Below are 13,042 nucleotides of genomic sequence, written 5' to 3'. Positions count from 1 at the left end.
AATCGATCAGACCCGTGTCGACAACGCGTCGTGATTTGCCGGTCGCCACGGACCAAGCAGTCGGTCGCCCCCTGGCCCACCGGCATCGACGCATGGATGAGCGGCGAACGGCGGCTTCAGTTCGCTGACCGGTCACTGCGACGGGGGCCGCGTTCTCGCCCTCAACGACAGCAATGCGCCTCACAGCGTGACCAACGCGGCGGGCGCCGACAGACCGGGGCCGCTGCAGGGCCGCATACAGAGCTAGCTGCACTCACCAGAGTGAGGCCCAATGAATAGGCGCGTCCACGCCCTAGGCGCCCTTCAAAACTTGTGCACCTCGATGTTGTACTTCCGCAGCGCATACCCCAGCTGCCGCGGCGTCACGTGAAGCAGCCGGGCGGCCTTCGCCTGCACCCAGGCGCACTGCTCCATGGCCCATATGAGGCGTTCGCGTTCACCCATCGGCGGCTCATTGCCAAATTGGCGGGGCACCGCAGGCAGTCGTTCCGTGGGGCCGATGCGCACGACGCTATCCGAACCACCATCGATGTCGTCGTCCTCGTCTTCGTAGTCGTCGTCCATCGCTTCAGGCTGCGGCGACGGCGCCGAGGGCCGCGGCGTCTCCTTGATCGGGATGCGCACGACATGCACCGGGGCGACGGCGGCGACGGCGTCTTCTTTCTCGAGGTTGTGCAGCGTCTGCGTGAGGCAGCGGTTTTGCCGGCACGGGAAGGCCACCGCGCGGATGACGTCGCCCTCGGCCATGGTGGCGGTGCGTTCGATACAGTTCTCCAGCTCGCGCACATTGCCCGGCCAGTAGCAGTGCGTCAGCACATCCATCGCGTCAGGGCTGACCTTGAGCTTGCGCCGGTTCTCCTTGTTATAGCGGTCCAGGAAGTGGGCCACCAGCGGCGGGATGTCGCTGCGGCGCTCTCGCAGCGGCGGCAGGAAGATACTGACGACGTTGATGCGGTAGTACAGGTCCGCCCGGTACTCGCCACGCTTGACCATGCGCTCTAGGTCGCGGTTGGTAGCGCAGATGAGGCGCACGTCCACCTTGATGGTGCGATTGCCGCCCACGCGCTCGAACTCGCGCTCCTGCAGCACGCGCAGCAGCTTGGCCTGGAATGACCCGCTGATGTCGCCCACTTCGTCCAGGAACAGCGTGCCGCCATGCGCCTGCTCGAAGCGACCCTTGCGGTCCCCTGCCGCGCCGGTGAAGGCACCGCGCTCGTGGCCGAAGAGTTCACTCTCCAGCAGGCTTTCGGTGAGCGCTGCGCAGTTGACCTTGATGAAGGGCCCTTCGCGACGGGTGGAGTGAAAGTGGATGGCCCGCGCAATCGCCTCCTTGCCGGTACCGCTCTCGCCGCGCAGCAGCACGGTGGAGCGCGTGGGCGCCGCCTGGTGGACTTCTGCGAACACGCGCTGCATCTCCGGCGACGTCCCCACAACGCTGTCGAGCGTGTAGCGGCCTCGCGGTTCCGGGGCTAGCGCCTTCTGCAGCCGAGTCGTTTCCAGCTGCAGGCGCTGGTGCTCGGCCGTGACGGCCCGCGCCAGCACGAAGGCCTGGGCCAGCAGCGTGGCGGCCATCTTCAGCACGCGCTGGTCGTCGCTGAGCCGCGCCTTGCCGGCGACCTCGCGCTGCGCGGCCAGCACCCCGACGACCGTGTGGTCGCTGACCAGCGGCACGGCGAGGAAGCACAGCAGTCGGCCCTCCTGCGCACCAAAGGCGCCGGTGCGGTCGACGAACTCGGTGGACTCCGCAATGTTGGTGACGGTGGCCGGCACGCCCGACTGGAAGACGCGCCCGATGATGCCGTCGCCGCGCCGCCAGACACCACGCTCGACCTGCTCGCGGCTCAGGCCGGCAGCGCTGTGTACCCGGAGTGATTGCGCCTCGGTTGCAGCCTTGTCCTCTGTCTCGTCGGCCAGCACGATCATGGCCCGATCCAGCTGCAGGTGGACGGTCAGGACGTTCAGTGCGTCGCGGAAGCTCCGGTCCAGATCCAGAGATGCGCCGAGGATGCGGCAGATCTCATAGATGGTGATGAGCTCGACATGGGATCGTTCGGGGTGGGGCGCGGGAACCATGCTGCTACTGCCTCGCGGTTGACGGTCCGATCCAGCGGTGCTCCATCCCGGCACATGCCGGCTGGATCACCGCCCCTGCCATCGCGAGGAATGCAAGAAATCGGCCCGAAAGCGGAAGCCCGGCCCAAGCGCCCGAAGGGTCGGCTCCCGAATTGACTTAGATCAAGCGCCGCGGGCTGTTCGCCCGGGAAAGCGCATCACTTCAGCGCTTCGGTCAACGCAAAGATCGAGTTGGCAAAGGCCGGCACGGCCACCGGCTTGAGCACCGGCCTTGTGGAGATGCCCCGCCGCAGTGCAGGCGCCGCGTCGGTTTTGGGCTCGTGCACCACGGGCCGCGGCTGCTCGTCGGCCAGTTCCTGCAGCGACACGGAGGCCAGCGCCTCGGCCATGCGCTGGCTCAGGCAGGGCCAGTTGCCGTAGGACTTGGTGTCGCCACTGCGGGCCTCGGCATCCTCGTCCACCGCGGTGACGATGTCGGCCACGCTGATATCGCAAGCCGCGCGCGCCAGCTGGTAGCCGCCGCCCGGGCCTCGCACCGAATTCAGCAGGCCGTGCCGGCGCAGCGCCGCGATGATCTGCTGCAGGTAGGACAGCGACACGTCCAGCCGCTCTGCCAGTGGCGTCAGCGACACCGGGCCGGCGCCTGAGTGCAGTTCGAGATCCACCATCGCCGCGGCGGCGATGCAGGCGCGGCTGTTGAGAGTGAAGTGCAGCATGGGAGACCTTTCAGCCGAACTTGAACAGGATGCCGTGGCCGCCCCGGGGATATTCCCAGGCGACGTTGGTGTGTTCGGTGCAGATGACGCGGCAGCTGCCGCACTCCAGGCAGCCGTCGGTGATCAGCGTCACGCGGCCGTTGCCCTCGGTCTTGTAGCAGGCTGCGGGGCAGATGAAGGTGCACTGCTGGCTCTCGCAGTCGTTGGTGCAGACGTCGGCATCCTTGATCTTGATGTGCGGACGGCCGTGGTCGACCTTGTAGCGGTTCTGGAACAGCTTTTCTTCGACGTTGACGTTCATGGCGGGGCTCCTCAGCGGCGGGGGCACAAGGGGGATGACAAGGGTCAGCGGGTGGCTTTCCAGAGCTTCAGCGCGTCGCCCACCAGGCCGGTGAGCTTGCGGGCGGCGCGGAAGCTGCCGGTGACTTCACGCTGCTTGGTCAGCTTGTCCACGCCGTCCACGGTGAACATGGTCTTGGCGGCGCGGTTGACGAGCGCGGGATAGGTCGTGAAGAACTGCGGGCTCTTCTCCAGCACCTCGGGCATGTGGCGGTACTTCTTCAGGTCCTTCATGACGAAGCTATCGTCCAGAGCGTCCTTGTAGGCCTTCAGCGTCTTGGCGGACAGCGGCTTGCCAGCGGCCTTGGCGGCGATGACCGTCTCGGCGGCCAGGCGCCCGGTCGTCATTGCCAGGTTGGAGCCCTCGCGGTGCGCAGCGTTCACGAAACCGCCGGAGTCGCCAACGATCATCCAGCCCTCGCCGTAGATGCGCGGCACGGCGTTGAAGCCGCCCTCGGGGATCAGGTGGGCGCAGTACTCCTTCATCTCGCCGCCTTCGATGAGTGGGGCGATGGACGGGTGGGTCTTGAGCTTTTCCAGCAGCTCGTACGGTGACGTGCGCTTGGGGTTGGCCTTGAAGTCGGCCAGCATGCAGCCGACGCCGATCGTCAGCGAGTCCTTGTTCGTGTAGAGGAAGCCCGTGCCCACCATGCCTTCGGTGACAGAGCCCATCATCTCGATGACGACGCCCTCTTCTTCCTTGATGTTGAAGCGCGCCTGGATGGTTTCCTCGGGCAGGAACAGGATCTCCTTGACGGCCAGCGCCACGCTCTTGGGCGACAGCTCGCCGTGGAAGCCGGCCTTGCGCGCCAGCGTGGAGTTCACGCCGTCGGCCAGGATCACCACGTCGGCATGCACCTCGCCTCCCAGGCGGTCACAGCGCACGCCGGCCACGCGGTCGCCGTCGAGCAGCAGTTCCTCCACGGTGGTCTCGCAGATCAGCAGCGCACCGGCTTCGCGCACCTTGCTGGAGAACCACTTGTCGAACTGCGCGCGGATGATCGTGTAGCGGTTGTAGGGGGGCTTGTTGTAGTCGTCGCTGCGGTAGTGGGTGCCGACGAAGCTGTTGTCGTCGAGCATCCACATGCGCTGCTCGATGATGTGGCGCTCCAGCGGCGCGTCGTCGCGGAAGTCCGGGATGATCTTCTCCAGCGCGTCGCTGTACAGGATGGCACCCTGCACGTTCTTGCTGCCGGGGTACTCGCCTCGCTCGATCTGCAGCACCTTGAGGCCGGCCTTGGCCAGCGTGTAGGCGGCGGCATTGCCCGAAGGGCCGGCCCCAACCACGATCGCGTCGAAGTGTTCCTTGGCCATGATGGTTCTCCTCGGGGTTAGGCGACCTTGCGGACGCGCTTGTCGAGATGGGTGCGGAAGGCTTGCGTCAGCGCCGGCAGCACCTGCATTGCATTGCCGACGATGCCGTGGTGGGCGAAATCGAAGATCGGCGCGTTGGGGTCCGTGTTGATCGCGACGATGATGTCGCTGGACTCCATGCCCACGCGGTGCTGGATGGCGCCGGACACGCCGGCCGCGATATAAAGCTTGGGTCGCACGGTCTTGCCGGTCTGCCCGACCTGGCGCTCGGCTTCCAGCCAGCCGGCCTGCGTGACGGCGCGCGTGGCGCCCACCTCGGCGCCCAGCACGCGGGCCAGGTCCCACACCAGCTTGCAGTTGTCGGCGTTCTTCAGGCCCTTGCCAGCGGTCACGATGATGTCGGCATAGGCCAGGTTCACCGTGTTGCGGTTGGCGTCGGGAATGAACTCCAGCAGCTTGGTGACGATGTCGGTCTCGACCAAGCCCAGGTCCTTGCGGATGATGTCGCCCGTGCGCGTGTCATCGCGGCGCGGCATGGCGGCGGTACGCGGGCGCATCGTGGCCATCTGCGGCCGGTAGGCCAGCGTCATGATCGTGCACAGCAGCGAGCCGCCGAACGTCGGCCGCGTGGCGGCGAGCGCCCGGCCGTCGATGTTCAGCTCGGTGCAGTCGGCCGTCAGGCCCGTGGCCAGCGTCGTGGCGACAGAGCCGGCCAGGTCGCGCCCCATCGTCGTCGCGCCCAGCAGCAGGATCTCGGGCTGGTAGGTATTGACGAGGTCGGTCATGCCCTTCGTGAAGGGCTCGTTACGGTAGCCCTGCAGCACCGGGTCGCGCATGATGTAGGCGTGGTCGGCGCCGTACGCGTAGGCCTCCTTGGCATAGTTCTCCAGCGGGTCGTTCGGCCCGCCCAGCAGCACGCCGCTGACATCCACGCCCAGCTTGTCGGCCAGCTTGCGGGCCTCGCCCATCAGCTCCCAGCTGACGCTGTGCACCTGGCCGCGGTCGTGCTCGATGAACACCCACACGCCCTTGTAGGCCTTCAGGTGTTCAGGCAGCTCGGTGCTGCGGCCGGAACGGCCGGCCGTCTTGGCTGCGCCAGCGGCGGCCGCGGCCGCCATCGCGGGCTTGTCGGGTTCTGCCATGGTGTTCTCCTGTCGGTGCTGCGGTGGCGTGGGCTCAGGCGCTAAGACGGTCGACCGTCTCCTGCTCCAGCGTCGGATGGGTGGTGAAGATCTTCTGAAGCAGGTTCAGGCACACGTCGTTGACGTTGACGCCGTCGTCCACCGTCTGCATCTCCGCGCGCTCTTTGCGCGGCTTGGGCGCGAACACCTTGCTGACGATCGTCGGGCTGCCCTTGAGGCCGATCTTGGTGATGTCCTCGATGCCGGCATCGTCTTTGCTCCACTTGCGCACCGGCACGCGGGCGGCGCGCAGCATGTCGTCCATGGTGGCAAAGCGCATCTCGTTCGTGCCCTCCAGCATCGTGATGAGGCTGGGCAGCGTTGTCTTCAGGCGCTGCACGCCGCCTTCGGCGCGACGCTCCACGGTGATGCTGCGGCCGTCGAGGTCCACCTCGTTGATCTTGCTGACGTAGGTCAGCAGGTTCCAGCCCAGCCGCTTGGCCACGCCGGGGCCGACCTGCGCCGTGTCACCGTCGATGGTCTGCTTGCCGGTGAAGACGAGATCCACCTGCTGCTCCTCGCTGATCTTGCGGATGGCAGCGGTGAGCGCGTAGCTGGTGGCCAGCGTGTCGGCACCGGCAAAGGCGCGGTCGGTCACCAGCACCGCATCGCTCGCACCGAAGCTGATGCACTTGCGCAGCGCCTCTTCCGCCTGCGGCGGGCCCATGCACAGCATCGTGACGCGGCCGCCGAACTGGTCCTTCAGGCGCAGCGCCTCCTCCAGCGCGAACAGGTCGTAGGGGTTCACGATGGCCGGCACGCCCTGACGCATGATGGTGTTGGTCACGGGGTGGACGCGGATCTGCGCCGAGTCCGGGACCTGCTTGATGCAGACGACGATGTGCATGATGGGCTCCTCAGGCCGCAGCGCGGCGGGGAAGGCTCTGGCGAAGGCTGTCGAGGGTGACGTGCTGCTTGCCATCGACGTCCTGGAACACCTTGAAGACCTTCTGCTGCGCGGCGGTCGAGGTGGTGAAGTCCAGGTAGGCCTGGCGCAGCATCTCGCGGTAGCGGCGGAAGAGCTCGATCTCATCGTCGATCGCTGCCAGCCCCTCGGCGCGGTGCAGATACTGGTAGAAGCGCTTGAGGATGTGCAGACGGTTCACGTGCACGACGCGCTCGTCGTAGTCGATGCCGAAGAACTCGAGAAATTCATTGGCGCTCGACAGCGCCTTGAGTTGTTGCATGAGGTCCATGGATCGTCTCCTTCAGGCGTGATGGCGGGGGGTGCGGATCACCTCGTTGATGAGGTGGCGCAGTTCGGCACGGTCGAGCTGGCGCTTGGTGCGCATCGCGTGGTCGCGAACGCGGGCCAGCAGGGGTTCGAGGACGTGGTCGGCCACGTCGAGCTGCAGCCGCTGCAACTCCAGCCGCAGACCGGCCGAGCCGCTGTGCTTGCCCAGCACCAGCGAATGGCTGCGGCCCACTTCCGCGGGGTCGAAGGTCTCGTAGTTGCGGCGGTCCTTCAGCAACCCGTCGACGTGGATGCCCGACTCGTGAGAGAACACAGCCTCCCCGACGATGCACTTGCCCGGGGGCACCGGGCGGCCCGAGGCGGCGGCAACACGCTGCGACAGGCTGACGAGCGAACGCGTGTCGACACCGCTCTCGATGCCGTACAGGTGCCGCAGCCCCATGACGACCTCTTCCAGCGCGGCATTGCCCGCACGCTCGCCCAGGCCGTTGACTGTCGTGCTCGCGTGCGTGGCGCCGGCCCGGATGGCCGCGAGCGTGTTGGCCGTGGCCAGGCCCAGGTCGTTGTGGGCGTGGATCTCGATCTCCAGGTCGGTCGCCGCACGCAGGCGCTCGATGCGCTCGCGCGTGGTGAACGGGTCCAGCAGGCCCAGCGTGTCGGCAAAGCGCACACGGATCGCGCCGGCGGCCTCGGCCGTGCCGGCGACGAGCGCGAGGAAGTCGTCATCGGCCCGCGAGGCGTCCTCCAGCCCCACGCTGGGCACAAGACCGGCATCGCGCGCATCGGCCACACAGCGCTGCACCGTGGCCAGCACCCAGGCGCGGTCCCGGCGCAGCTTGCGACTGATCTGTTGGTCCGACACCGGTACCGACATGTGGACGACGTCGGCGCCGCACTCCGCCGCGACGTGCAGGTCCAGCTGCGACATGCGGGCCCACACCATCGTCCGCGCGCGCAGGCCGGCATGTGTGATGGCGCGGATGGTGTCGATCTCCGTCGTGCCCATCGCCGCGATGCCCACCTCCAGCTCCGGCACGCCGGCTCCGTCGAGGGCATGGGCGATGGCCAGCTTCTCGTCACGGGAGAAGGCGACGCCGGCGGTCTGTTCGCCATCACGCAGCGTCGTGTCGTTCAACGTACAAGGCCAGGGATGCGAGGCGGTTTGCATGGGGTGACAACTCCGAGTCTTGCCCTCTTCATCGCAAAGGCTGTGCCATGCCGCAGAACACGCTAAGCCATTGATTTGGCGGGGCTTTGTGCTGCTCCCACCGGGCCCGGCGACCATGTGGGAATTGTTCGCTTGTCGACAGGTTCGCCAGTACGCCTGCGCGCGCCATAAACGACGATGCCGCCCTCGGGGCGGCATCGCGTTGTGCGGTGACGGGCGCCCGCCATGGCGCGCTACTTCTCGCGTGCGTGGTTCTTCGTGTAGCGCGGCAGCTCGATGACGAGGGCCTCGCCACGAACCTTGATGCAGCAGGCCAGGCGCGACTGCGCGTCCACGCCCCAGGCGTCATCGAGTTGGTCTTCTTCCTCGTCGTCGGGCGGGGTCAGCGCCTGCGCGCCGTCCCGTACATGCACGTGGCAGGTGGCGCAGGCGCAGACCTTCTCGCACGCATGCTCGATGGCCACGCCGGCCTCCAGCAGCTCGTCGACGAGCTTGCGGCCGCGCCGCGCCTGGAAGTTCAGGCCGGCGGGGCAAAGCTCCGGATGTGGCAGGACGGTGACCTTCGTGGTGACCACCGTGGCGGTAGTGTCGGGGGAAGACGCGGTCTGGGTCATGGGTGGGCTTTCAAACCGAGATCTGGTCCATCGTGCGGCCGGCCAGCGCCTCGCGCACGCGGGCGTCCATGCGGCGGCCGGCGAAGGCGGTAGTGGCCTGATTCAGCGCCTCCGTCGCGGCACGCAACTGCTCGCGCTGCAGCTTCTGCTCGGGCAGCGTCTGGCCCTCGCTCTCGGCGCACTGCGCCAATTCGTCGGCCACGCCCTGCATCGCGCGCAGGATGCCGAACTGCTCGCGCGGCAGCAGCAGCTGCTGGTCCTGGGCGATGGCAGCCTCCACCGCGTCCAGCAGCCGGCGCGCCTCGATCTCCGCTTCGCGCAGCAGGCGCGCCGCGGCATCGCTCTCGACGCTCTGCATCGCCGAGCGCAGCATCTCCGCCACAGCGTCGTGGCCAAGGCCGTAGCTGGGCTTGACCTCCACATGCGTCTGCACGCCCGTCGTCTGCTCGCTGGCACGCACCGACAGCAGCCCGTCGGCGTCGATCTGGAACGTCACGCGGATGCGCGCGGCGCCCGCCACCATCGGCGGTATGCCATGCAGCGTGAAGCGCGCGAGCGACCGACACTCGCTGACCAGCTCGCGCTCGCCCTGCACGACATGGATGGCCATCGCCGTCTGGCCGTCCTTGAACGTGGTGAACTCCTGCGCGCGCGCCGTCGGCACCGTGCTGTTGCGCGGGATGATTTTCTCGACCAGCCCGCCCATGGTCTCGATGCCCAGCGACAACGGGCACACGTCGAGCAGCAGCAGCCCCGAGTCGCCCGCGGCGCGGTTGCCGGCCAGCTGGTCGGCCTGGATGGCGGCGCCCAGCGCCACGGCCTGATCGGGGTCGATGCCGGTGAAAGGCTCGCGGCCGAACAGGTCGGCCACGGCACGGCGTACGACGGGCATGCGCGTGGCGCCGCCCACCAGCACGACGCCATCGACCTCGGGCGCACGCAGGCCCGCATCGCGCAGCGCGCGCTTGACCGGTGCTAGCGTGCGCTCCACCAGCGGGCGGGCCAACGCCTCGAACTCGTCTCGCGTCAGCCGCGCGATCTGCACGGCGCCATCGACACGCTCGCAGCGCAGCGGCGCTTCAACAGCAGTCGTCAGCGCTTCCTTGGCCTGGCGGGCGGCGGCGCGCAGCGCGGCGGCATCGCGGGCCGTCCAGGCGACGGCGGCGTCCTGCGCGCAGAACCAGTCGACGATGGCCTGGTCGAAATCGTCGCCGCCCAACATCGCGTCGCCGTTGGTGGACAGCACCTCGAACACGCCCTTGGACAGCCGCAGGATGGACACGTCGAACGTGCCGCCGCCGAGGTCGTAGACGACGTAGACGCCTTCGTTGGCGGTATCTAGCCCGTAGGCGACGGCCGCCGCCGTCGGCTCGTTGAGCAGGCGCAGCACGTTGAGGCCGGCCTGCTGGGCGGCGTCCTTCGTCGCCTGGCGCTGGGCGTCGTCGAAATATGCCGGCACGGTGATGACGGCGCCGACAAGCGCGCCGCCCATCGATGCCTCGGCGCGGTCGCGCAGCGCACGCAGCACCTCGGCGCCCACGTCCACCGGCGACTTCAGCCCCAGCTGCGTCGGCACGCCCACGGCACCGGCACCCAGCGACTGCACCTCGTAGGGCACCGTGCCGGGCTTGATGTCGGCTAGCGCACGGCCGATAAGACGCTTGGCCGAGGCCACCGTGTTCTGCGGGTCTTGCGCAGCCCGCATGCAGGCCTCATCACCCACCAGCACGCGGCCGTCTGCGCCGTAGTGCACGACAGACGGCAGCAGCCGGCGGCCCCGTGCATCCTCCAGCACGGTGGGCACGCCGCTGCGCACGGTTGCGACCAGCGAGTTGGTCGTGCCCAGGTCGATGCCGACTGCGAGCCGGTGCTGGTGTGGCGCCGCCGCCCGGCCGGGTTCGGCGATCTGCAGCAAGGCCATGGCGTTTCTCCGAGTCGTCGTGGGTCAGCGCACCGCGGTCGTCAGACTGCGAAGCTTTCCCCGCAGCCGCAGTTGGCGGTGGCGTTGGGGTTGTGGAACTTGAAGCCCTCGTTGAGGCCCTCGCGAACCCAGTCGAGCTGGGTGCCGTCGACCATCGGCAGGCTCTGGGCGTCTACCAGCAGCGTGACGCCTTCGGTCGTGAACTGGTGATCGTCGGGCGCGGGCGCCTCGGCGAACTCCAGTGCGTACGCGTAACCGGAGCAGCCGCTGGTCTTCACGGCGATGCGCAGGCCGTAGCCGCTGCCGCGCTGCGTCAGCGCCTTCTGGATCTGGCTGGCGGCCTTGGGGGTGACGGTCAGGCTCATGACGGGCTCCCGAAGGTCAGACGGAGAAGGAGCTGCCGCAGCCGCAGGTGCTGGCGGCGTTGGGGTTGCGGATGACGAAGCGCGAGCCTTCGAGGCTCTCCTCGTAGTCGATCTCCGCACCCAGCATGTATTGCAGGCTGCTGTTGTCCACGACGACCTTCAGCGTGCCGGCCTCGATGGTGGTGTCGTCGGCCTTGGTTTCCTCGTCATAGGCGAAGCCGTACTGGAAGCCCGAGCAGCCGCCACCGGTGACGAAGATGCGCAGCTTGAGGTTGGGATCGCCCTCCTCGGCCAGCATGCCGCTGACCTTGCTGACGACGGCGTCGCTGACCTTGAGGAGCGGCGCGCCTTCCGGCAGCGTGAAGGGCACGGCCGCCGCAGGCATGCCCGAGGACGTGGAGCAGGACGAGCCGGTAGCGTGGGTCTGGCAAGAAGACATGGGGAACTCCTGGATGAGGGGATGGGGGGCGTCAGGCGGCTGCGGGGCTGCAGACGGGCTGCTCGATCGCCTCGCCGCGGCGCTGGCGGTAGTCGGCCACGGCCGCCTTGATGGCGTCCTCGGCCAGGATGGAGCAGTGAATCTTGACCGGCGGCAACGCCAGCTCTTCGGCGATCGACGTGTTCTTGATGTCGAGCGCCTGGTCCAGCGTCTTGCCCTTCACCCACTCGGTCACGAGAGAGCTGGAAGCGATGGCCGAGCCACAGCCGTAGGTCTTGAATTTGGCGTCCTCGATCAGCCCGGTGGCCGGGTTGACGCGGATCTGCAGCTTCATGACGTCGCCGCAGGCCGGCGCGCCGACCATGCCGGTGCCGACGTCCTCGTCGTCCGCCTGGAAGGCGCCGACGTTGCGGGGGTTCTCGTAGTGGTCGATGACTTTGTCGCTGTAGGCCATGGGGTGCTCCGTCTATTGATAAGGCAGCTCAATGCTCTGCCCACTGGATGGTGTTGAGGTCCACGCCGGCGCAGTGCAGGTCCCACAGCGGGCTCAGCTCGCGCAGCCGGGCCACGGTCTGGGCCACGCGCTGCACGGCGGTGTCGACATGGGCTTCGGTCGTGTAGCGACCGATGGAGAAACGGACGGAGCTGTGCGCCACCTCGTCGGGCAGGCCTAGCGCGCGCAGCACGTAGCTGGGCTCCAGGCTCGCCGACGTGCAGGCCGAGCCCGACGACACGGCGATGCCCTTCATACCCATCAGCAGCGACTCGCCCTCCACGAAGGTGAAGCTGACGTTCAGGTTGTGCGGCACGCGCTGGTGGAGGTCGCCGTTGACGCGGATCTCGGGGATGTCGGACAGCCCCTTCAGCAGCCGGTCGCGCAGCATGCGAACGCGCTCGTTCTCGGCGGCCATGCCCTCGTGCGCAAGGCGGTAGGCCTCGCCCATGCCGACGATCTGGTGCGTCGGCAGCGTGCCCGAGCGCATGCCACGCTCGTGGCCGCCGCCGTGGATCTGCGCCTCGATGCGCACACGCGGCTTGCGGCGCACGTACAGCGCACCGATGCCCTTGGGGCCGTAGATCTTGTGCGCCGACAGGCTCAGCAGGTCCACCTTCAGTTCGCCCAAGTCGATGACGACCTTGCCGGCAGCCTGGGCCGCGTCGACATGGAAGATGATGCCCTTGCTGCGGCACAGCTCGCCGATGGCGGCGATGTCCTGCACCACGCCAATCTCGTTGTTGACGAACATGACCGACACGAGGATGGTGTCGGGCCGGATGGCGGCCTTCAGCGCCTCCATGTCGACGAGGCCGTCCGCTTGGACGTCGAGGTAGGTGACCTCGTAGCCCTCGCGCTCCAGCTCACGCATCGTGTCCAGCACGGCCTTGTGCTCGGTCTTCACGGTGATCAGGTGGCGGCCCTTGGACTTGTAGAACTGCGCCGCGCCCTTGATGGCGAGGTTGTTGGACTCGGTGGCGCCCGAGGTCCAGACGATCTCGCGCGGGTCGGCACCGATCAGCTTGGCCACATGCTCGCGGGCGATCTCCACCGCCTCCTCCGCCGCCCAGCCGTAGGCATGGCTGCGGGACGCCGGGTTGCCGAAGTTCTCGTACAGGTAAGGCACCATCTTCTGCACGACGCGGGGGTCGACGGGTGTGGTCGCCGCGTAGTCGAGGTAGATCGGTTTGGCGTCCAGCTTCAGGTCCATGCACATCTCCT

Annotated in this window: 14 protein-coding genes; all 14 read right to left on the bottom strand. The window is 67.9% G+C overall.

Annotated elements, in window-relative coordinates; genetic code table 11:
* Positions 1–303: 303 nt before the first annotated feature.
* On the bottom strand, positions 304–2,073 hold the full coding sequence (gene nifA, locus LXT13_RS20385; RefSeq protein WP_233373888.1) for a nif-specific transcriptional activator NifA: 1,770 nt from the start codon (positions 2,071–2,073) through the stop codon (positions 304–306).
* Positions 2,074–2,270: 197 nt separating this feature from the next.
* A complete protein-coding gene (locus tag LXT13_RS20380; RefSeq protein WP_233373887.1) occupies positions 2,271–2,789 on the bottom strand; it encodes an Rrf2 family transcriptional regulator in 519 nt (172 codons plus the stop codon).
* A 10-nt stretch (positions 2,790–2,799) separates the two neighbouring features.
* Complete coding sequence (locus tag LXT13_RS20375) at positions 2,800–3,090, bottom strand: ferredoxin family protein (RefSeq protein ID WP_233373886.1); 291 nt, start codon at positions 3,088–3,090, stop codon at positions 2,800–2,802.
* A 44-nt stretch (positions 3,091–3,134) separates the two neighbouring features.
* On the bottom strand, positions 3,135–4,442 hold the full coding sequence (locus tag LXT13_RS20370; RefSeq protein ID WP_233373885.1) for an FAD-dependent monooxygenase: 1,308 nt from the start codon (positions 4,440–4,442) through the stop codon (positions 3,135–3,137).
* Between the two features lie 17 nt (positions 4,443–4,459).
* The gene (locus LXT13_RS20365; protein WP_233373884.1) at positions 4,460–5,584 is read right to left on the bottom strand and encodes an electron transfer flavoprotein subunit alpha/FixB family protein; all 1,125 of its coding nucleotides are present in this window, start codon (positions 5,582–5,584) and stop codon (positions 4,460–4,462) included.
* Positions 5,585–5,618: 34 nt separating this feature from the next.
* A complete protein-coding gene (locus tag LXT13_RS20360) occupies positions 5,619–6,470 on the bottom strand; it encodes an electron transfer flavoprotein subunit beta/FixA family protein (protein WP_233373883.1) in 852 nt (283 codons plus the stop codon).
* A 10-nt stretch (positions 6,471–6,480) separates the two neighbouring features.
* A complete protein-coding gene (gene nifW / locus LXT13_RS20355) occupies positions 6,481–6,819 on the bottom strand; it encodes a nitrogenase stabilizing/protective protein NifW (protein WP_233373882.1) in 339 nt (112 codons plus the stop codon).
* A gap of 12 nt (positions 6,820–6,831) precedes the next feature.
* Positions 6,832–7,986 carry a homocitrate synthase gene (nifV, locus tag LXT13_RS20350; RefSeq protein ID WP_233373881.1) on the bottom strand — a complete coding sequence of 385 codons (1,155 nt, stop codon included), beginning with the start codon at positions 7,984–7,986 and terminating at the stop codon, positions 6,832–6,834.
* 233 nt (positions 7,987–8,219) lie between these two features.
* The gene (gene fdx, locus LXT13_RS20345) at positions 8,220–8,600 is read right to left on the bottom strand and encodes an ISC system 2Fe-2S type ferredoxin (protein WP_233373880.1); all 381 of its coding nucleotides are present in this window, start codon (positions 8,598–8,600) and stop codon (positions 8,220–8,222) included.
* Between the two features lie 10 nt (positions 8,601–8,610).
* Positions 8,611–10,521 carry a Fe-S protein assembly chaperone HscA gene (gene hscA / locus LXT13_RS20340; protein WP_233373879.1) on the bottom strand — a complete coding sequence of 637 codons (1,911 nt, stop codon included), beginning with the start codon at positions 10,519–10,521 and terminating at the stop codon, positions 8,611–8,613.
* A 41-nt stretch (positions 10,522–10,562) separates the two neighbouring features.
* Positions 10,563–10,886, bottom strand: a complete 324-nt coding sequence (locus tag LXT13_RS20335) for a HesB/IscA family protein (RefSeq protein ID WP_233373878.1) — start codon at positions 10,884–10,886, stop codon at positions 10,563–10,565.
* 16 nt (positions 10,887–10,902) lie between these two features.
* Positions 10,903–11,271 carry an iron-sulfur cluster insertion protein ErpA gene (erpA, locus tag LXT13_RS20330; RefSeq protein ID WP_233373993.1) on the bottom strand — a complete coding sequence of 123 codons (369 nt, stop codon included), beginning with the start codon at positions 11,269–11,271 and terminating at the stop codon, positions 10,903–10,905.
* 85 nt (positions 11,272–11,356) lie between these two features.
* Positions 11,357–11,779, bottom strand: coding sequence for a Fe-S cluster assembly scaffold IscU (gene iscU, locus LXT13_RS20325; RefSeq protein ID WP_233373877.1), 423 nt, complete (start codon positions 11,777–11,779; stop codon positions 11,357–11,359).
* Between the two features lie 28 nt (positions 11,780–11,807).
* Positions 11,808–13,031 (bottom strand): IscS subfamily cysteine desulfurase, encoded by a 1,224-nt coding sequence (locus LXT13_RS20320; RefSeq protein ID WP_233373876.1) that lies wholly within the window; start codon positions 13,029–13,031, stop codon positions 11,808–11,810.
* Between the last annotated feature and the right edge of the window lie 11 nt (positions 13,032–13,042).

Origin of the sequence: Pelomonas cellulosilytica, from assembly GCF_021353265.1 — a bacterium.
Lineage (GTDB): Bacteria > Pseudomonadota > Gammaproteobacteria > Burkholderiales > Burkholderiaceae_C > Pelomonas > Pelomonas cellulosilytica.
This window is presented reverse-complemented; position numbering and strand designations above follow the sequence as displayed.